18 protein-coding genes are annotated in these 20,170 nt (G+C 66.8%); 8 read left to right on the top strand and 10 right to left on the bottom strand.

Going from position 1 to position 20,170, the window contains the following annotated elements; all coding sequences use genetic code 11:
• Positions 1-234: 234 nt before the first annotated feature.
• Complete coding sequence (locus tag AC5P7I_RS19240) at positions 235-789, bottom strand: hypothetical protein (protein ID WP_262087752.1); 555 nt, start codon at positions 787-789, stop codon at positions 235-237.
• 106 nt (positions 790-895) lie between these two features.
• Positions 896-1,222 (bottom strand): low molecular weight protein tyrosine phosphatase family protein, encoded by a 327-nt coding sequence (locus tag AC5P7I_RS19235; protein WP_014648866.1) that lies wholly within the window; start codon positions 1,220-1,222, stop codon positions 896-898.
• Between the two features lie 109 nt (positions 1,223-1,331).
• On the opposite strand from AC5P7I_RS19235, the gene AC5P7I_RS19230 reads away from it, so the two are divergent.
• Complete coding sequence (locus AC5P7I_RS19230) at positions 1,332-2,069, top strand: hypothetical protein (protein WP_249327265.1); 738 nt, start codon at positions 1,332-1,334, stop codon at positions 2,067-2,069.
• A gap of 104 nt (positions 2,070-2,173) precedes the next feature.
• On the opposite strand, the gene uvrD is transcribed toward AC5P7I_RS19230, so the two are convergent.
• From uvrD to rpmB, 6 genes are all read right to left on the bottom strand, one after another.
• Positions 2,174-4,366, bottom strand: a complete 2,193-nt coding sequence (gene uvrD, locus AC5P7I_RS19225; RefSeq protein WP_126411522.1) for a DNA helicase II — start codon at positions 4,364-4,366, stop codon at positions 2,174-2,176.
• 9 nt (positions 4,367-4,375) lie between these two features.
• On the bottom strand, positions 4,376-5,797 hold the full coding sequence (locus tag AC5P7I_RS19220; RefSeq protein WP_169411232.1) for an FAD/NAD(P)-binding protein: 1,422 nt from the start codon (positions 5,795-5,797) through the stop codon (positions 4,376-4,378).
• Between the two features lie 45 nt (positions 5,798-5,842).
• Positions 5,843-7,261 (bottom strand): cardiolipin synthase, encoded by a 1,419-nt coding sequence (gene cls / locus AC5P7I_RS19215; protein ID WP_014648869.1) that lies wholly within the window; start codon positions 7,259-7,261, stop codon positions 5,843-5,845.
• A 125-nt stretch (positions 7,262-7,386) separates the two neighbouring features.
• Positions 7,387-7,635, bottom strand: coding sequence for a hypothetical protein (locus AC5P7I_RS19210; RefSeq protein ID WP_262087751.1), 249 nt, complete (start codon positions 7,633-7,635; stop codon positions 7,387-7,389).
• Positions 7,636-8,144: 509 nt separating this feature from the next.
• Positions 8,145-8,312, bottom strand: a complete 168-nt coding sequence (gene rpmG / locus AC5P7I_RS19205) for a 50S ribosomal protein L33 (protein ID WP_169411268.1) — start codon at positions 8,310-8,312, stop codon at positions 8,145-8,147.
• A gap of 10 nt (positions 8,313-8,322) precedes the next feature.
• Complete coding sequence (gene rpmB, locus AC5P7I_RS19200) at positions 8,323-8,559, bottom strand: 50S ribosomal protein L28 (protein ID WP_005411638.1); 237 nt, start codon at positions 8,557-8,559, stop codon at positions 8,323-8,325.
• 281 nt (positions 8,560-8,840) lie between these two features.
• Between rpmB and AC5P7I_RS19195 the strand changes: the two genes are divergently transcribed.
• The gene (locus AC5P7I_RS19195) at positions 8,841-10,055 is read left to right on the top strand and encodes a glycosyltransferase (RefSeq protein ID WP_262087750.1); all 1,215 of its coding nucleotides are present in this window, start codon (positions 8,841-8,843) and stop codon (positions 10,053-10,055) included.
• Positions 10,056-10,068: 13 nt separating this feature from the next.
• On the opposite strand, the gene dnaQ is transcribed toward AC5P7I_RS19195, so the two are convergent.
• Positions 10,069-10,578, bottom strand: coding sequence for a DNA polymerase III subunit epsilon (gene dnaQ / locus AC5P7I_RS19190; RefSeq protein WP_014648871.1), 510 nt, complete (start codon positions 10,576-10,578; stop codon positions 10,069-10,071).
• A gap of 274 nt (positions 10,579-10,852) precedes the next feature.
• On the opposite strand from dnaQ, the gene AC5P7I_RS19185 reads away from it, so the two are divergent.
• Positions 10,853-12,424, top strand: coding sequence for a hypothetical protein (locus AC5P7I_RS19185; RefSeq protein WP_142235030.1), 1,572 nt, complete (start codon positions 10,853-10,855; stop codon positions 12,422-12,424).
• A gap of 32 nt (positions 12,425-12,456) precedes the next feature.
• On the opposite strand, the gene AC5P7I_RS19180 is transcribed toward AC5P7I_RS19185, so the two are convergent.
• Positions 12,457-13,350 (bottom strand): LysR family transcriptional regulator, encoded by an 894-nt coding sequence (locus AC5P7I_RS19180; protein WP_014648872.1) that lies wholly within the window; start codon positions 13,348-13,350, stop codon positions 12,457-12,459.
• Between the two features lie 108 nt (positions 13,351-13,458).
• Here AC5P7I_RS19180 and AC5P7I_RS19175 point away from each other — a divergent pair, with 108 nt between their 5' ends.
• The 5 genes from AC5P7I_RS19175 (at position 13,459) to AC5P7I_RS19155 (ending at position 20,154) form a co-directional block, all read left to right on the top strand.
• Positions 13,459-13,848 (top strand): RidA family protein, encoded by a 390-nt coding sequence (locus AC5P7I_RS19175; RefSeq protein WP_014648873.1) that lies wholly within the window; start codon positions 13,459-13,461, stop codon positions 13,846-13,848.
• 241 nt (positions 13,849-14,089) lie between these two features.
• A complete protein-coding gene (locus AC5P7I_RS19170; RefSeq protein ID WP_014648874.1) occupies positions 14,090-14,422 on the top strand; it encodes a hypothetical protein in 333 nt (110 codons plus the stop codon).
• 56 nt (positions 14,423-14,478) lie between these two features.
• The gene (locus AC5P7I_RS19165; protein ID WP_262087749.1) at positions 14,479-15,732 is read left to right on the top strand and encodes a TolC family protein; all 1,254 of its coding nucleotides are present in this window, start codon (positions 14,479-14,481) and stop codon (positions 15,730-15,732) included.
• Positions 15,729-16,934 carry an efflux RND transporter periplasmic adaptor subunit gene (locus tag AC5P7I_RS19160; protein ID WP_262087748.1) on the top strand — a complete coding sequence of 402 codons (1,206 nt, stop codon included), beginning with the start codon at positions 15,729-15,731 and terminating at the stop codon, positions 16,932-16,934. Before AC5P7I_RS19165 ends, AC5P7I_RS19160 begins: the two co-directional genes overlap by 4 nt.
• A gap of 10 nt (positions 16,935-16,944) precedes the next feature.
• The gene (locus AC5P7I_RS19155) at positions 16,945-20,154 is read left to right on the top strand and encodes an efflux RND transporter permease subunit (protein WP_262087747.1); all 3,210 of its coding nucleotides are present in this window, start codon (positions 16,945-16,947) and stop codon (positions 20,152-20,154) included.
• Positions 20,155-20,170: the final 16 nt, after the last annotated feature.

The following is a 20,170-nucleotide window of genomic DNA, read 5'->3' as shown; positions in this document are numbered from 1 at the left end:
CTTGAGCAGGATCAATCCGGCGCCGCGCAGCGGCGTGTGCGCACCGTCACGTGGTCCGGGGGACAGGCTCGGCCCGCCCTCTTCTGTAGAGCCGAGCCCGTGCTCGGCTGCTTCTGGCGGGAAAAGCAGCGGAGCATGGGCTATGCCGGTCGTCCTGACCGGCACCCTTCGGGCCGTCGCAAGCGACGTTGGCAGCGGCTCCTGCCGCTACCTTCGGCTCTACAACAACGTCGCTCAGGCGATCTGCACCACGCGCGCGTTCTGGCACAGCGGGTAGCTGGCCACGAACTCGTCAATCGCATCGCGCATCGCCTCGAACGATTGGCCGTACATGTACAGCGCGGTCTCGGTCGGGCCCTGCCACCAGCTGCAGATCTCGCCCAGGCCGTCGATGTTCCCGGACAGCTGCTCGAACACGTGGTTGGAATCGCACTGTTCGTAGACCTCGTCCGGCAGGTTCAGGCCATCCAGGTAGATGCCCAGGCCTTCGGTCACGCCGAAGCTGCGGTCGGCTTCACCCGCGCCCCGCAGCTGCGAACCCTTCGGTGCACCCAACTGCTCCAGCAGGTCGATCAGCTTCGGCACGCCAGCCGCATCGACCAGCGCCACTTCGATATCGCCGTATTCGACCTCACCCAGGTCGGACATCGCGGTGCCGCCGCCGGTCAGCTCGCCCACCTGGGCCGCCTGCAGCAGCGCGTCGAGCGGATCCTCGAACAGTTCGTGGCGGTGCTCCGGCTGCAGCCGGGCGTTCAACTTCACGGTGACGTGCAGCGTGGGTTCGGTCATGGGGGCGTTCCTGGAAGAAGTGCCACCTATTGTAGAGCCGAGCCCATGCTCGGCTGCTTCTGGCCGGAAAAGCAGCCGAGCATGGGCTCGGCTCTACAACAGCCTGTCAACGCAGGAACGGCGTGACCTTGCGCTTCAGCAGTTCCACCAGCACCGGGTCCATGTACTCGTAGTCATACGGAATATCCAGGCAGATCACCCGCTTGCCGTTCAACCAGGCCTTGTAGCGGCTGGACAGCCGGTTGCGGTGGGCGCGCTCCATCACGAACACGATATCGGACCACTGCAGCAGCTCGGGGCTGAGCACTTCCTCGGCGTCGGCCAGCAGCCCGGCCGAGGCGGTCTCGATGCCCGGCCAATCGGCGAATACCTGCTCGGCCGTCGGGCTGCGCAGGCGGTTCTGGCTGCAGAGGAAGAGCACATTGCGGGTCATGAGCGCAGCCTAATCGGGGTCGGATCCCTTTTCCAACGGAAAAGGGCTCTGACCCCACTCAGGTACATTCGGACAAGTTGCATGGCCGGAAAACACTCGAAAGACCATCATGGGCCTTTCCACCGTCCAGATGCCCATGATCACCAAGGATGACCTGTTAACGACGTTCGCAGAGGTAGCCGAGGCGCACGACTGCTACTTCAGCAAGTACGTAGTCGCGACGTACGTGCTCTATTGCTGCATCAGAAATGCCAAGGAACATGACCTCGCGATCGCGTCCAAAAATGTCGATGATCCGGAGTTCGCCGCCAGCGTTGTGCTGAACGCGCCGCCCCGTCTTTCACATGATGGGCCAACGATCTTTGAAATTCCTTCCAACGCCTATGGGTTCACTCATGCGATGGTGGTTCCCAGCACTTATCACGGGCTTCTGAATGGGATCGAGAAGCGCACGGGTCTGTTCCTGTGCCTGCCGATCTTCCGGTGTGAGTTCAACGGCAACGAATCAGCAGAGGATTTCAGGTGGTCCACACATCACATCGTTGACGTCAACAACTGGCATAGGACCAGGCAGCCGAAGATCAGCGTGTACTTCGACAATCCCCGCACTGGTGGCGGCACGGACAAGGACGGTGCCATTGTGAGCCTGGAGACATTGATAGCGGAGATCGACAACGTTAGCGGAGTGAGCAACGGCTTCATCGAGATCACCAACTACCGCGGCGAAGTGATCGAGGTGTTGTCGCCGGCGGAAGGCCACTACGCGCTGATCCGCAACCGCCAGGATGAAGAAGCGATGGACCGCGCCGGGTTGGTGGCAGCCGTGGAGAAGTTCACCATCGGCTGATAGCCGACCGCTGTTGTAGAGCCGAGCCATGCTCGGCTGGTTTTCCCGCCTGAAGCAGCCGAGCATGGCTCGGCTCTACAGGAATTCCCGCCCCCTGACGGCGATCAGATCACCGTCAGGTTGGCGTAGGCCATCACCAGCCACTTGCTGCCGGCATCAGCAAACTCGACCTGCACGCGGGCGTGCGCGCCGCTGCCTTCGTAGTCGGTCACCATGCCTTCGCCGAACTTGGGATGGGTAACCAGCGCGCCGAGCTTGACCGGCGGCGCCTCGATCGAGGCATGGCCCATCACCCGGCTGGCGCCCATGGAGGCCGGCCGCGAGACCTGCACCTTCGGGCGCACTTCGTGCAGCAGTTCGCGCGGAATCTCGCGCAGGAAGCGTGACGGCAGGCTGTAGTTGTCCTGGCCGTGGATGCGGCGCGATTCGGCATAGCTCAGCACCAGCTTCTGGCGCGCGCGGGTGATGCCGACATAGGCCAGGCGGCGCTCTTCTTCCAGCCGCCCGCTTTCCTCCAGCGAGCGTGCGCTGGGGAACAGGCCTTCTTCCAGGCCGGCCAGGAACACCAGCGGGAATTCCAGGCCCTTGGCCGAGTGCAGGGTCATCAGCTGCACGCCCTCTTCGCCTGCCTGCGCCTGGCCCTCACCGGCCTCCAGCGCGGCATAGGCCAGGAACGCGACCAGCTCGTCCATGTCCTCGCCCACTTCCTCGATGTCGTCGGCCCGGCGCACGAAGCGCGAGGCCACCGAGACCAGTTCGTCGAGGTTGTCGGTGCGCGACTCCGAGTCCAGCGCATTGCGGCTTTCCTTGCTCCAGTGCTCGCGCAGCTGCGAGCGGGCCAGCACGTGGTCCACGCGCTCGGCCAGGGTCATGTGCACGGTCTGCGCCTGCAGCTCGTTGACCAGCCCCAGGAAGCCGGCCAGCGCATTGCGCGCGCGTGCGGCCAGCCCGTTGCCCTGGGTGACCAGCATCGTTGCTTCCCACAGCGAGATACCCTGCGCGCGTGCCTCGCGGCGCACTTCGTCCAGCGTGCGGTCGCCGATGCCCCGGGTGGGCGTGTTGACCGCGCGCTCGAACGCGGCGTCATCGTTGCGGTTGGACAGCAGGCGCAGGTAGGCCAGCGCGTCCTTGATTTCGGCACGCTCGAAGAAGCGCATGCCGCCATACACGCGGTACGGCACCTGCTCGCTCAGCAGCGCCTCTTCCAGCGCGCGCGACTGCGCGTTGCTGCGGTAGAGCACGGCCACTTCGGTGTAGCTGCCACCGTCGCGCACCCACTGGCGGGCGCGCTCGACGATGTAGCGCGCCTCGTCCATCTCGTTGTACGCGGCGTACAGGTCGATCGGCTCGCCGTCACCGCTGTCAGTCCACAGCTGCTTGCCGATGCGATCCGGGTTGTGCGCGATCACCGCGTTGGCAGCGCCGAGGATGTTGGCGGTGGAGCGGTAGTTCTGCTCCAGGCGGATGGTCTGCGCGCCCGGGAAATCGCGCAGGAAGCCCTGCACGTTCTCGACCTTGGCGCCGCGCCAGCCGTAGATGGCCTGGTCATCGTCGCCGACCACGAACACGTGGCCGGAATCACCGGCCAGCACGCGCACGAAGGCGTACTGGATGGCATTGGTGTCCTGGAACTCGTCCACCAGGATCTCGCGGAAGCGGGCGCGGTAGTGCGACAGCAGCGCCGGGTTGTCGCGCAGCAGTTCGTGCGCGCGCAGCAGCAGCTCGGCGAAGTCGACCAGGCCGGCGCGGTCGCAGCGCGCCTGGTACTCGATGTAGGCCTGGCGCATGGTCTCCAGCCACGCGTCGTGCGGTTCGGGCTGGATGTGCTGCGGGCGGCGGCCCTCGTCCTTCTGCGCGTTGATCCACCACGCGATCTGCTTGGGCGGGTACTTGCCGTCGTCCAGCTCCAGCGCCTGCACCACGCGCTTGACCAGCCGCAGCTGGTCGTCCGAATCCATCACCTGGAAGCCTTCGGGCAGCTTCGCGTCCTGCCAGTGCAGGCGCAGCAGGCGATTGGCCAGGCCGTGGAAGGTACCGATCCACATGCCACGGCTGCCATGGGGCAGCTGTGCGTCGATGCGGTGGCGCATCTCGCCGGCCGCCTTGTTGGTGAAGGTCACCGCGAAAATGCCGTGGGTCGGCACGCCATCGACTTCATGCAGCCAGGCGATGCGGTGGGTGAGTACGCGGGTCTTGCCGGAACCGGCACCGGCCAGCACCAGGTGGTGGCCGGGGGGAGCGGAGACGGCTTCGCGCTGGGCCGGGTTCAGGCCATCAAGCAGGTGGGAGACATCCATACCCCCATTTTACGGCATCGCCGTCGCGGCTCCTGCGACCACCTGGGTGGCCAGTGCCTGCGCCTGCTGACGCAGTTCAGGCACCGCCAGGCTTTCCCACAGGCTGCCGATGCGCAGGCTGCCGAGTACGCCCAGCCGCGCCTGCGGCTGGCCACCGGCGGCACGCAGGCGGTCGCCCGGCACCGTGCTGTCCAGACCCAGCCCGTGCGGGCCGGGGCGGGCCAGGCCATCGCTCTGCAGCTGCTGCAGCAAGGGATTGCGCAGCGCGCTGGCGCGGGTTTCCACGCCGGTGGCGTTGATCACGCCGCCGATTGTCCAGTGCTGTTCATTGCCAGACGGAGCGCGGCCAGAAAGCCGCAGCGCTTCGCCTTCGCGGCCGACGCGTTGCAGGCGGGACCGGTGAATACGCAGTTGGCCGCTTTCGATCAGCGCCTGCAGCTGTGCGTCGACCTCTTCGGCGATGCGGTGGCGATGCACGTCCCAGTAGCGCACCACATGGCGCAGGAAGCGGCGCTGGTCGGCCGCGTCGAGGCTGCACCACAGTGCCTGCCCGTGCGGACGGATGCGGTCCATCACCCCCTGCCACGGCAGACCATCGGCCTGCGCCTGGCGCGCGAACCCGCGCAACGCGCGCAGGCGCTGGCGCAGGCTCATCGGCAGCAGCGCAGCCGGGTCGAACGTGGGCAGGCCGCCATGCGCATGCGGCAGCGGCAGCAGGCCATGGCGCGAGATCACATGCAGCGGGCCGGTGTGGCCGGCTGCAACCAGCGCCAGCACGGTGTCGGCCATGCTCAGGCCGGAGCCGACGATGGCCACGGCCTGCTCACCGGCCAGGGTGCGTACGCCGTCGTAGTCCCAGGCCTCGATCACGTCATCGGCGGGCAGTGCCTCGGCACCGGCTACCGGCAGCGGCCGCATGCTGTTGCCGGTGGCGAGCACTGCCTGTGCGGCGTGCAGCGTCTGGCCATCGCCGAGTGCCAGCTGGTAGCCGTGGTCATCCGGCTGCAGGCCCAGTACCGGCTGCACGATCACCTGCAGCTGTGCCGGGCTGGCCGCGGCGGCCTCCTGCAGGCGCTGCTGCAGGTACGCTGCAAAGTAGTGGCGGCACACGTAACGCTCGCCCAGCACCTCGCGCGCCTCGCCCGGGTAGGCGTTGGCGGCCATCAGGTAGTCGAGGAAATCGCCGGGCTGGTCGGCAAACGCACTCATCTTCGCCGCCGGCACGTTCAGCAGGTGCTCCGGCCACGGCGTGGCATAGGCGATGCCCTGCGCCAGCTGCGAAGCCGGTTCGAAGATGGCCAGCGCCAACGGCGCCTGGGCCTGGCGCAACACCTGGATCGCCACCAGCACCCCGGCCGCACCACCACCGATGATTGCCAGGTCCAGTTCGCCATTACGCGGTGAATCAGTCATGCGCCGATTGTAGGCCATCAGCGATGACGGGCCGGATTGCCGAAGCGGGCGGTTGCCGCCGTTTCACATCAACGCATCGGCCAGCCGTGCGATGCCTTCGCGGCTGCGCCGCCACGTGGGACGGCTGCGCCACTGCTGCAGGTCCAGCTGCCGCGACTCGCGCAGGTAGCCATCCTCGATCGCGCACAGCTGCTGCACCAGCGCGCGGTCGTAGCAGACCAGGCCGATTTCGGCATTCAGCGCGAACGAGCGGATGTCCATGTTGATCGAGCCGAGCACGGCGATGTCCTCGTCCACGCTCATGTGCTTGGCATGCAGGAACTGCGGCTCGTACAGCGCGATGCGCACGCCACAGCGCAGCAGCTCGTCGTAGTAGGCCTCCTGCGCCCACGACGTCAGCCGCTGGTTGTTGCTGGCCGACAGGATCAGCTGCACCTGCACGCCGGACAAGGCCGCAATGCGCAAGGCGCTGAGCGTGGCTTCGTCGGGCACGAAATACGGGGTGACCATCACCAGCCGGCGCCGCGCCAGGTGGATCAGCGCCGCCACCGCATCGCGTGCGTTGCTGTAGGGATAGGCGGGGCCGCTGGGCAGCAACTGGGTGGCGATGTCGTCGCTGCACTCGGGCACATCGGCGATCACGTCCAGGCGCTGGCCGGTTTCCATGTACCAGTCGCTGGCGAACACCGCTTCCAGATGCGCCACCGCCGGGCCGCGCACGCGCGCCACCAGCTCGCGGTTCGGGTGGCCGGGCACGAACTGCGGGCCGGCCAGGTTCTGCGAACCGACATAGGCCACTTCGTTGTCGATCACCGCGATCTTGCGATGGTTGCGCAGGTCCATGCGCCCGCTGCGGCGCCAGCGCAGGCCACCGGGCAGCATCGCGCGCACTTCGATGTCGCGCGCCTGCAGGCGCTTGCGATAGGCACGCAGGCCGCGCTTGGCGCCCACCGCGTCGAGCAGCACGCGGCACTGCACGCCACGTGCAGCCGCACGCTGCAGGGCCTCGACGATCGCCTCGCCCACCGCGTCGTCGAACATCAGGTAGTACAGCAGGTGCACGCGGTCTTCGGCCTGGTCGATGTCGGCGATCAGCGTGTGCAGTGATTCGTCGTAGTCGGTCAGCAGATCGACGGCGTTGCCGTGCACCGGCATGAAGTCGCCCTGGCGCTGCACCAGCGGCACGATCTCGGCGCTGGCGGTGTCCGGCTGCGGTGTCCAGCGCAGGCGATGCTGCAGCGCCTGTTCCTCGCGGATGACCTGCGAGGCCTCGGCCTGGCGGCGGATGCGCTCGCGCGACAGCCATGGGTGGCCGAACAGCAGGTACAGCGGCAGGCCCAGCAGCGGCACGAAGCCGACCAGCAGCAGCCAGCTGCGCGCCGCCCCCGGCGTGGTGCGGGTGGGGATCCAGCACAGTGCAACCAGCCGGATCAGCCAGTCGATCAGCAGCAGGTACGAACCCAGCAACCACTCGAACAGCATCGTGTCGCCCGTCGGGAGGTGATGGGCCATTCTGCCCACCGGCCCTTGTGGAGTCGAGCCGCGCTCGACGGCCTTCCGGTCCGACCGCACAGCAGCCGAGCGTGGGCTCGGCGCTACAGGATGGCTCAATGCCGCACCGGCACCTCGCACAGCTGCCGCACCGCGTCGGCATGGCGACGGCCGTTGAGCGCCATGCAGGCAATGGCCTGCGCGGCCCGCTCCAGCTGCGCCTCCGGCAGCGGCGACGGCGCGCCGTTGGCCAGTGCCAGGTGGTGGTCGCACAGCAGCAGCGCCATGCCCTCGATCCCTTGCAGCATGCGCTGCAGGCGCAGCCAGCCCAGTTCCAGGTCCTGCCAGTGTGACGGGGTGTTCATGCAACCTCCTTCAACGGATCTGGCCACCGTGAAGGTGGCGGACGATGCGTGGTTGCAATACCGGGAACGGTAGCCACCAAACCGGCGGGCGCGAGGCCCCCACGCACCGTCCGCCAAAGAGGCAGATGGGTCGCCCGCCGTCGGCGGAGTTTTTCCGGCAACGGCGGGCGAGTTTACTGGCTACCGATTCGACGGGATTGCAAGCCCGACCGCTGCAACCGCAGCGGCTTGCCATCATGGGCACGGCCACGCCCGTCGTTCCAATCGATTTGAACCGTGCGAGGCGCCGGAACCGGTAGGAACAATCACTTATCGCATTCGGCCCTTCGCTCCAGGCATGGCGCCATTGGCGACAGCGTGCGCAGGGACTGCCCAGTGCCGACCAACGGTGGGCACCCACCACCACCACAGCAGCATCGGAACGGTCGGTATCCGCTAGGTAAACGCAGGGCATGAAAAAACCCGCCACAAGGGCGGGTTTCTTCGCGGGGACCAGCAATCCGTGCGGATTACTTGATCTTGCCTTCCTTGTACAGGACGTGCTTGCGCACGACCGGATCGTACTTCAGGAATTCCATCTTCCCCGGGGTGTTCTTCTTGTTCTTGTCGGTCGTGTAGAAGTGGCCGGTACCGGCCGAGGAAATCATACGGACCTTATCGCGCTTGCCTGCCATGATGCTTTACTCCTCAGACCTTTTCGCCGCGCGCACGCAGCTCAGCCAGAACGGAATCGATGCCGTTCTTGTCGATGGTGCGCAGTGCATGCGCGGAAACACGAAGCTTGACCCAGCGGTTCTCGCTGGCCACCCAGAAACGGCGCTCGTGCAGATTCGGCAGGAAACGACGACGGGTCTTGTTGTTGGCGTGCGAGACGTTGTTACCCGTCTGCACTCGCTTGCCGGAAACCTGGCATACGCGGGACATTGCGCACCTCGATAGTAGTAGTTGTCAGCCCGTAGCCCGGGCGACGGCGGCCTCGATGGTTGCCCACCACACGTCAAGAGAATCAAAGGGTTACGCTGGCGTTGGGCGGCCGGGGACGTGCTCCCGGGAGCGCCGCCCGGTAGAAAACCGGACACAGCGAGCCGCGCATTATGCACGGGTTCAAGCACTTGCGCAAGTTACCCACAGGCGGGGACTGGACCGGCGGGGCCGGGGGGACTTCGCCAACCGGCATACTGGCCCGGATCACTGCGGAGCTTTCCATGCGGCTGCTGGCCCTGACCTACGGAACCGAAGGCGATACGCGTCCGCTCGCCATGCTCTGCCATGGGCTGATCAGCGCAGGCCACGCGGTGACACTGCTGGCCGATGGCGGCACCCTGGGCAGCGCGCAGGCCCTGGATGTGCCCCACGCGGCCCTTGAGGGTGACATCCATGACGAAGTGGTCGCCCTTGTCTCGCGGGGCAACGGTGTTGCCGCCGCCAGTACCGGTCTGGCACGGATGGCGCTGCAGCATGTCAGCGGCTGGATGCGCCAGGCCGATGCCGCCGCCGAAGGCTGCGATGCGATTCTGACCGGCGGACTGGCGGCCCTTGTCGGCATGAGCGTGGGCGAACGTCGGGGTCTGCCGGTCATCGGCACCGGCATGATTCCGCTGACCCCGACGCGGGCCTTCCGCTCTCCGTTCCTGCCACCCGGACGCTCGCCGGGCTGGTTGAACCGGGCCAGCTACGGGTGGGTCAACGGCCTGATCTGGCGCCAGTTCCGTCGGCCGATCAACGCGGCACGCCAGCAACTGGGGCAATCGCCGCGTCGCGCGCTGTGGTCCGGCCTGCCGATGCTCTATGGCATCTCGCCGCAGCTGCTGCCGCCACCGGCGGACTGGCCGGCCGACCACATCGCCTGTGGCCAATGGCGGCTTCCTGATGCGCCCTGGACGCCGCCAGCCGATCTGCAGGCCTTCCTCGATGCCGGGCCGCCGCCGGTCTATCTGGGCTTTGGCAGCATGACCGGATTCGATCGCGAGCGCGTGCTGCCGGCCCTGCTGCAGGCGCTGGCACCGCGCCGGGTGCTGCTGTTTCCAGGGTGGGCCGGATTGCCGACGGGTGCGCTGCCAGCAGATGTGTTCGTGCTCGGCCCGACGCCACACGAAGCACTGTTCCCGCATTGCGCACTCGCCATCCACCATGGTGGCAGCGGCACCACGCATTCGGCCTGCCGCGCCGGCATTCCCTCGCTGGTGATGCCGTTCGCCGCGGATCAGTTCTTCTGGGCCGATCGCCTGTATCGGTTGGGCGTGGCACCGCCACCGTTGTCACCGAAGCGACTGGATGCAGCAACGCTGGCGGCAGCCATCATCTTCGTTGAAACCGACGCAACACGCGCACGCGCGGCGGCCCTGGGCGTGGCGATGGGCCATGAGGACGGGGTGGCCTGTGGCGTGGCGATGATCGAGCGCTGGTTACGGCCGGTGTAACAGCGGCCAGGCCTCAGCGCAGGTGCGGGATCACCTGCGCCAGCAGATGGGCATCCTTGAGCGCGCCGTGCAGGCCGCGCTGGCTGGGAATGCGCAGGCGCTGCAGCACATCGTCCAGCTTGTTGCCCTGGCCGGGCCAGCGCCCGCGCGCCAGCTTCAGGCTACAGGTGATGCGGCAATGCTGGGCCAGCGTGCCAGGAATACCGGACAGACGCAGCTCGTTGTCCAGGAAGCCCACATCGAAGGTGGCGTTGTGCGCGACCATCTCGCTGCCGCGCAGGAAGTCCAGCAGTTCGGCGGCCTTGCTGGAGAACAGCGGCTTGCCCACCAGCATCGCATCACTGATGCCGTGCACGCGCTGTGCGCCCCAGTCGACCCTGCGCTGCGGCTGCAGGTAGGTGTGGAACTGGCGGCCGGTGAGCTGGCCATCGATCAGTTCGACGGCACCGATTTCGATCACCCGGTGCCCCAGGCGGTGGGAGATGCCGGTGGTTTCGGTATCCAGTGCGACGATGCGACTCATGCGTGAGGCTGTTTCCTGTTGCGTGCCGCGATGATTTTCGCATGCCTGCAGCAGGAAGCTCCCCACTGTAGAGCCGAGCCCGTGCTCGGCTCACGCGCTAGGCGCAGGCCTTGAGCGTTGGAGCCAGAAGCAGCCGAGCGTTGGCTCGGCGCTACAAGTCCGGTCATTGCCACGATGGTGAGGCCTGGTCCAAGTCTGATACGCAGGCGTTGGTGTATCAGCGACCTGCTCTATACCACTATATTCAGCCTTCCATACAGGGACAGGGGAAACGATGAACACAATCGAGGAAGTGAGACAACGACTGAACCAAGCGCTGGAGGATACCCGGCTTGCCGACTTCTACAGCATCCGCCGACAGGTAAGGGGAAGAGGTAACAACCACGGGGGGCTCTTCCCCAAGGCAGGCGAGGCCTTGAACTATGTATTCCATCGAGGAGGCCGGGAGGAGCTTCAGTTCAACATTGGTTTTGAGAAAGGTGACCTTTTCCGCTACGGCGTTGCGTTCGGCTTGCAGCCCGGACAGAGCCTACCGGATCCGACAAAGCAGCTAGCCAGCCGTATTGATGCGTTCAACAGCATCCTTCCTGGGATGCCGTCATTGTCTGCTTACGAAATCTGGATTCATCGTGGAGACGGGAGTGAGGCCAGACTTCCTGCCGGGCCAATACCGGCCAGCGAAGTGATCAATGGCAACTTCATATTCTTTGGCGTCAAAGAGTATGTGGGTCCAGCCGGCGTGAACGAATCGGCAGTGCAGCGCGCCGTCGCGACGCTAGTGAATATCCTGCCCCTCTATGAAGAAATCGAGCGCTGTGTTTTCGATGAGGTCCCAGTGCAGGGGCGAACGAAGGCCAGCAATCGCTACACAGCCCGGATTGCCCACAACAGCATGGGGTGGCGTAGACCGGCAGGCGCACATGATGTGACTGAGAGCGGATCAAGCTATCGGAGCGAGTACGGCTTCGGCCATGAAGACTGGCTTTTTCGCGACGAATGGCAGCTCGGTGGCTGGCGATACGCGTTTGTTCAAGGTGTGAATCGCAGCAGGAAGCGTCTGCTCAAGCGAGGCGAGGCATTTGACCTCGAGCTCTTCGTTCTTTCGTCACAAGGTCGGTCAATGGTGTGCGAGATCCGAGACGTGGAGGTTCTAAGCGATCAGCAATCAGCAGATGCAGTTGAGGCCTATGTCAAAAATGGATGGCTTGCCACAATGAAACAAGAGGTGGAGGACGCAAACGGCTACGCTGCCGCGCTCGATCCTGACCTTCCCGAGCAGATACTCAACATACGTTTCCGGACGACGAACGTAAGGCGTATCGACGCTGGCAATCCAATTCCCAGCTGGCACCCTGCACATCGTTTGACGCGCTATTCGCTGTATGGAGTGGAGACACCGCTTCCCGAAAAGCCTGCAAGATGGGCAGGACGTAAGGGTGTACCCGAACTCCCGGACTCCGGTGAACGGCAGCGTAAGCTCCAAGCTGGAATGGCCACCTACTCTCCAGAACATCAGAAGATGCAACGGCTTTTGGAAGCTCGCTTGAAACTTCGCTATCCCGGTGCGGATATCGCCTTTGAGGAAGACTTCATTGACGTCAAGCTTCGAACGGATGACAAGCTCATACTCTATGAGGTCAAATCAGACCTCAGACCATTGAGCGCGATACGTCAGGCGCTCGGCCAGCTCCTCGAGTACGCGTATCACCCGAGACGGACGCACGATCTGGAGCCTTCATTGGTCATCGTGGGGCGTCGGCCATTGGTAGGAGAAGACAAGGACTTCTTTGAGCGCATACGCGCTCAGTTCGGCCTACCAATCAGTTACGAGTTCGTGGAGCTCTAGTCGCCATCAGCAATCGGGGGTGGTGTGCAGCGTCACCCCAGCGCTTCCACCACCCAATCGATGAACACCCGCAGCCGCTGGCTCATGTGCCGGTTCGGCGGGAACATCACATGCATCGGCATCGGCGGCAGCTGCCAGTCCGGCAACACCGGCAACAGCTCGCCGCGCGCCACGTGCGGCTCGGCCATGTAGCTGGGCAGCGCCACCACGCCCAACCCCGCCAACGCAGCGGCCAGATAGGCGTTTCCATCATCGAAGCCGACCGTATAGCGGCCCTGCACTTCAACGCGTTCATCGCCGCGCTGTGCAATGAACACGCGTGCGCGGCCACTGCGCGGGCTGAGGAAGCCAACCATGTGGTGATCGGGCCCTTGCAGCGCGCGCGGATCGGTCGGCAACCCGAAACGCTGCACATAGCCGGGGCTGGCGTGGAAGCCGATCGGCAGCGCCGCCAGCGGCCGCGCTACCAGCGCCGGGTCGGCCGGGGTGCCACCCCGGATCACGCAGTCGACGTTGTCGGCGATGACATCGACTTCGCGGTCACTCACGCCGATGTCCAGCTGGATCTCCGGGTAGCGCGCCTGGAAGTCCGGCAGCGCCGGCACCAGCCGCAGCCGCGCGTAGGGCCCGGGCACATCCACGCGCAGCCGCCCGCGCGGCTGGGTGGCCGCGTCGCCCAGCCCGCCCTCCACTTCTTCCAGCTCGGCCAGCAGGCGGGCGATGCGCGGGTAGTAGGCCGCGCCGTCAGCGGTCACACTGACCCGGCGCGTGGTGCGGTTGAGCAGGCGCAGCCGCAGGTGCGCCTCCAGCTGCTGCACCAGCTGGGTGGCCGTGGTGCGGCTGATCTGCAGGGTCTGCGCGGCGCGGGTGAAGCTGCCGGTTTCCACCACCCGGGCAAAGGCCCGCATCGCCTCGAAACGGTCCATGGCGGGCCATGATTGTTTGGAATTGACAATCAATCTAGGCCGATCATCGCGGTTTATCCAGACAGCGCTGACGGGGAGGATGGCGTTCTCTCCCACGGGATCTTCCCCATGTCACAGCGTGATGTCGTTTTCCCCGCCGGCCGCCAGGCCCTGTACGAGCGCAACCGCTACTCGCCTGCGATCCGTTCCAACGGCTTCCTGTTCGTATCCGGCCAGGTCGGCAGCCGTGAGGACGGCTCGCCCGAGCCAGACTTCGAAACGCAGGTGCGCCGCGCTTTCGAGAATCTCAATGCGGTGTTGGCTGCTGCCGGCTGCACGTTCGATGACGTGATCGACGTGACCGTGTTCCTGGTCGATCCAGAGAAGAACTTTGAGAAGGCCTGGGCAATCGTGCCGGAGTATTGGGGCGAGGCGCCGCACCCGACCCTGACCGGTATCGGCGTGACCTGGCTGTACGGGTTCCAGTTCGAGATCAAGGTGATCGCGAAGCTGCCGTGACACGGGTAGTGCCGGCCGCTGGCCGGCAACGCGGTGGGGTCGAAAAGCGTGTCGACCAAGGTCGACACCTACCAGAGCACATGTGCGCGGCGCACCCGAACGATGTGGTGGGGTCAGAGCCCTTTCCGGAGGAAAGGGATCCGACCCCGCGCCCGGCCCAGCTGAACGGGAGATTCCGACGAATTCCCGAAGCGTCCATTGATATTGTATCCGGCGAAAACCGCTTGCTAGCCTGCCGTCCATGCGCTGGATCACCCGCCACCTCCGTTCGACCCTGCTGATGCTGCTGATGGCGGCATTCGTGGTCGTGCCGGTGGCCGACGCGCTGGCCTGCACGGTGGAACCGCACGCCAGCACGGTGCATGTGGAGTCCGCACCGGATGCCGATGGCGATGCCGACGGCAAGCACGTCGGTGCCTGTGGCCACAACCACTGCCACCACTCCAATCTGAGCCTGCCGGCCAGTACCTTCGCCGCCTTCGGTGCGCCGCTTCCGGCGCGCTGGATGAATGCCGGCGACGCGGCGACCTATGCGGTCGCCCAGGATGAACTGACGCGTCCTCCCCGGGCGTGAGTTGAGCGCGTCCCGCATTCGCGGGCTTCGGTTCCCCTCACCTCCGGAAATTCTTCATGTCGACCCTGACACGTCGGCCGCTGCGTGCGGCCGGGCGGGTCGTCGCCGTGTTGCTGGGCCTGGCCCCGGCGGCATCGGTGATGGCGCAAGCCGCCCCTTCCTACGACACCCTGCTTGAACGCCTGGACCAGCTGCCCGGCACCCGCGTGGGTGCGGCGCTGGCCGAGGCCGCCGACGCGCGCGCCGACCAGGCCCGTGCGTTGCCCAACCCTTCCCTCTCTTACTCCGCCGAAAACGCCTGGGGCACCGGCTCCTATGGCGGCATGGGCAAGGCCGATACCGTGCTCACCCTGTCCCAGCCGCTGGAGGTCTGGGGCCAGCGTGGCGCGCGTGTCCGTGCCGCCCGTGCCGAGGCACAGGCCGCCAACCTGCGTGGTGCCCAAAGCCGCAGCGACGTGGCCAGCCAGCTGGCGGTGGTCTATGCACAGGCGGAAAGTGCACTGCGCCGCTACACCCTGGCCGAAGAAGCACTGAGCCTCACCCGCGCTGACGCCAACGCGGTCAACGCGATGGTCAAGCAGGGCCGCGAGCCGCAGCTGCGCGCCGTGCAGGCGCAGAGCGAAGTCGCCAACGCCAGCGCCGCGCTGGATGAGGCGCAGGCCTTCCGCGATGCCGCGCTGGCCCGCCTGGCCGGTGCCGCGCTGCTGGATGCGCCGGTGCAGTCGATCGGCGACAGCCTGCTCGACCGCGCGCCGCCGTTGCCACGCGGTGCCACCGATACCGCGCTGGCGGTGCGCATCGCCGAAGCCGAAGCGGATGCGGCGGGCAAGCTGGTCGACGTGGAGCGCAAGCGCGCCCTGCCCGACCTGAGCGTCACTGCCGCGCAGACCCGCTTCCGCGAGGGGGGCGAGCGCGCCTACAACCTCGGGGTCAGCCTCAGCATCCCGCTGTTCGACCGCAACCGCGGGGGCATACGCGCCGCCAATGCCGACCAGCGCGCGGCCGAGGCACGCCTGGACCAGCAGCGCCGCGACAGCGAGGCGGCACGCCTCTCCGCGGTGGCCGGTTTGAAGGCCGCCGGCAGCCGTACCCGCGCCGCCGATGAAAGCGTGGTCGCCGCCGAAGAGGCGTATCGCCTGGCCCGCATCGGCTTCGACGCCGGGCGCATCTCGCAGCTGGAACTGCGCAGCACGCGCAGCGCCCTCATCGCCGCCCGCGGCATCGCCGTGGATGCGCGCCTGTCGCGCGTCGGCGCGGAAATCGATCTTGCCCGCCTTGAAGGGCGCGCACCTTTTGTGGAGGTCCCATGACGCTCTCCCGTACTTTCCCGCTGATCGGCGGCGTGCTGCTGGCCGCGCTGCTGGCCGGCTGCGCTGGCAACGCGCAGACACCTGCCAATGAAGACCCGGCTGCGGCCAAGGCCGGCACCGACGATGGCCACGGCCATGCCGCCGACAGCAAGGAGGCCAAGGCCGAATCCACAAAGGCGCCCGCCGATGGCGATGAGGGTGTCGTGCAGCTGACTCCTGAGCAGATCAAGGCGTCCGGTATCGAAGTGGTCGCGGTCGGTCGTGGTGGCGGTAGCTCCACGCGCCTGTCCGGCCGGGTCGAACCGTCGGTCGGTGCACGCGCCTCGGTGGCCTCGACCGTGACCGGCCGCGTCGAACGCGTGCTGGTCGCACCGGGCACCGCGGTGAAGCAGAACCAGGCACTGGCCATCGTGGTCAGCGGCGAAGCGGCGGTGTTCCGCGCCAATGCGCTGGCCGCCTCGGCCGAAGCCGAGGCCGCGCGCCTGGCCTATGGTCGCGACAAGGCGCTGGTCGACCAGGGCGTGGTCGCCCGCCAGGAGATGGAAGCCTCGCGCGCACGGTCGCTGGCGGCACAGGCCCAGGCCGCTGCCGCGCAGGCCCAGGCCGCTGCCAACGGTGCGCCCGATGCCAGTGGCCGCGTGCGCATCACCAGCCCGGTGGCCGGCATCGTCGGCAACGTGCAGGTCACTCCGGGCGGTGTAGTCGCCGCCGGCAGTGCAGTCGCCGATGTCGCCGACCCGACAATGAACGAGCTGGTGTTCACCGCACCGCCGGCGCTGGCCGCACAGGTCACGCCCGGCATGACGCTGGAAGTGAGCGTGCCGGGTGGCAGCTTCACCGCCACCGTCACCGGTTCGGCCGCCGATGTGCGCCAGCAGGGCGGCGTCGCGGTGATCCGCGCCACCCCGGTGGATGCGTCGCTGCCGCCGGCCGGTTCGCCGGTCTCGGCCGTGGTGGTCACCGAAGGCCAGGACGGTTCGCTCAGCGTCCCGGCCGATGCAGTGCAGAACGTTGATGGCAGCAGCGCGGTGTTTGTCGCCGTCGAAGGTGGCTTCAAGGCGCAGCCGGTGCTGGCCGGGCGCCGTGCCGGTGACCGCATCGAGATCCTCGCTGGGCTGACCGGCAGCGAGCGCATCGTCGGTGCCAATGCCTTCCTGCTCAAGGCCGAGCTGGCCAAGGGCGAAGCCGAGCACGGCCACTGAGGAGGCGACCATGTTCAAGCTGATCATTGAAACAGCGGTGCGCCACCGCTGGCTGGTGGTGTTCATGGCCGCACTGATCGCCGCGGTGGGCCTGTTCCAGCTGGGCAAGCTGCCGATCGACGCGGTGCCGGACATCACCAACCGTCAGGTACAGATCAACACGGTGGCACCGGCGCTGACACCGGAGCAGATCGAGCGGCAGGTGACCTACCCGCTGGAAACCGCGCTGGCCGGCATTCCCGGCCTGACCACCACGCGTTCGCTGTCGCGCAATGGTTTCTCGCAGGTCACCGCGATCTTCACCGATGCCACCGACATCTACTTCGCCCGCCAGCAGGTGGCCGAACGCATGCGCGAGGCATCGGAAGACCTACCCGATGGTGCATCACCGATGCTGTCGCCGGTCACCACCGGCCTTGGCGAGGTGCTGATGTGGACGGTGGACTTCACCGCGTTCGATCCGGCCAAACTGGCCAAACCCGATGAAGCGGGCTGGCAGGCCGGCGAGGTCTACCGCACACCGGAAGGCAACCTGCTGCGTACGCCCGAAGAACGTGCGACCTACCTGCGCACCGTGCAGGACTGGATCATCGCGCCGCAGATGCGTTCCAGCCCGGGGCTGGCCGGCGTCGATACGGTCGGCGGCTACGTCAAGGAATACGGCGTGCATCCGGACAGCGCCAAACTGGCCGCGCATGGCCTCGGCCTGGCCGACCTGGTCACTGCGCTGCAGCGTTCCAACGTGCAGGCCGGTGCCGGCTTCGTACAGCGTGCCGGCGAGGGCCTGGTGGTACGTGCCGACGGCCTGGCGCTGACCACCGACGACCTGGCACAGGCCCCGGTGGCGACCCGCAATGGCGTGGTGGTACGCGTAGCCGATGTGGCCACGGTGGAACTGAGCCGCGCGCCGCGGCTGGGTGCGGCCAGCCGCAACGGCCATGAAGCCGTGCTGGGCACCGCGCTGATGATTGCCGGTGGCAACAGCCGCACCGTGGCCCAGGCAGCGGCCGCGCGCCTGGAACAGGTAAACAAGTCACTGCCGGCCGACATCGTGGCGGCACCGGTGCTGGACCGCAGCGTGCTGGTCAATTCCACCATCAAGACCGTCGCCAGGAACCTCACCGAGGGCGCGCTGCTGGTGGTGGTGGTGCTGTTCCTGCTGCTGGGCAACCTGCGTGCGGCAACGATCACCGCGCTGGTGATTCCGCTGTCGTTCCTGTTCGCAGTGATCGGTATGAACCGCTTCGGCATCAGTGGCAACCTGATGAGCCTGGGTGCGCTGGACTTCGGCATCCTGGTGGACGGTGCGGTGATCGTGGTCGAGTCGACACTGCTGATGCTGGGCCAGCGCCGCGCCGAACTGGGCCGTGCGCTGACCGCGATGGAACGCCTGCGCGTAGCCGCCGATTCGGCCATTAAGATGGCGCGCCCTGCGGCCTTCGGCCAGCTGATCATCCTGCTGGTGTTCGCGCCGATCCTCACGCTGGAGGGCGTGGAGGGCAAGACGTTCCACCCGATGGCGGCCACGTTCATGCTGGCCCTGGTCGGTGCCTTCCTGTTTTCCTTCACCTTCGTGCCGGCGATGGCCGCGCTGCTGGTGCGCGAGCCCAAGGTGAAGGACGGCGATGCGCACGCGGACGACGGCGAGCACGAAACCAGGCTGATCCGCGTGCTGCGTGCGCGCATCGAACCGGTGGTGCGCAAGGCCGTGGCGCACCCGCGCACGGTGCTGGCCGGTGCGGTGATGATGGTGGTGGTGGGCATCGGCGCGTTCTCGCTGCTGGGCCGCGAGTTCATGCCGACCCTGGATGAAGGCAACGTGGCGATGCAGGCCCTGCGCGTGCCATCGACCTCGCTGGAGCAGTCACTGGCAATGCAGCTGGCGCTGGAAAAGGCGATTGCCAAGCAGCCGGAAGTGGAAACCGTGTTCTCGCGCACCGGTACCGCCGAGGCGGCGATCGACCCGATGCCGACCAACATTTCCGACAGCGTGATCGTGTTGAAGCCACGCAAGGACTGGCCCGATCCGACGCTGGCCAAGGACGCACTGGTGGCGCGCTTCGAGAAACTGGCCGGGCAGCAGCTGGGCAACAGCTTCGAGTTCAGCCAGCCGATCGAGCTGCGCTTCAACGAACTGATTTCCGGCGTGCGTACCGACCTGGCCGTAATGATCTTCGGTGATGACTTCAGCCAGCTGCAGAAGGTGGCCGACCAGGTGGCGTTGAAGCTGCGTGCGGTGGATGGCGCGGCCGACGTGCGGGTAGAACAGATCTCCGGCCTGCCCACGCTCAACGTGGCGATCGACCACGTGGCGGCGGCACAGTACGGGTTGAGCGCTGCAGATGTGAGTGATGCGCTGTCCACCGGCATCGGCGGTACCACGGCCGGCAAGATCTTCGAAGGCGACCGCCGCTTCAACGTGGTGGTGCGCCTGGACGATGCCTCGCGCAACGATCCGGACCAGCTGGCCTCGCTGCCGATCGCCACGCCATCGGGGCTCGTGATTCCGTTGTCGTCGGTGGCGCGCATTACCGTGAGCGAAGGGCCGAACCAGATCAGCCGCAACAACGGCAGCCGCCGCGTGGTGGTGCAGGCCAACGTGCGCGGTCGCGATCTGGGCGGCTTCGTCGGCGAGGCGCAGGCCGCGGTGGCCGACGTGGCGCTGCCGCCGGGCGCCTACCTGACCTGGGGCGGTCAGTTCGAGAACCTGCAGCGCGCGGAGAAGCGGTTGGCAGCCGTGGTGCCGGTGGTGTTCCTGCTGATCGGCAGCCTGCTGTTCATGGCCCTGCGCAGCGGCAAGGAAGCCATTCTGGTGTTCAGCTGCGTGCCGTTGGCGCTGGTCGGTGGCATCCTCGCGCTGCTGCTGCGAGGCATGCCATTCTCGGTATCGGCGGCAGTTGGCTTCATCGCCGTCTCCGGCGTGGCCACGTTGAACGGCCTGGTGCTGATGCAGGCGATCCGCGAACGCCTGGATGCCGGCGACCTGCCGCTGCAGGCGGCGATCAACGGTGCCTCGAGCCGCATCCGCGCGGTGCTGACCACGGCGCTGGTGGCGATCGTCGGCTTCATCCCGATGGCGATTGCCAGCGGTTCCGGTGCGGAGGTGCAGAAGCCGCTGGCCACGGTGGTGATCGGTGGCCTGATCACCGCCACCGTGCTGACCCTGCTGGTGCTGCCGACCTTCGCAGCACGGGTGGCCAAGCCGCGGCCGGTGGGGTGAGGCGAGAGGGGGTCGG

The organism is Stenotrophomonas sp. YJH_SMC_138 (genome assembly GCF_059369855.1).
This window is presented reverse-complemented; position numbering and strand designations above follow the sequence as displayed.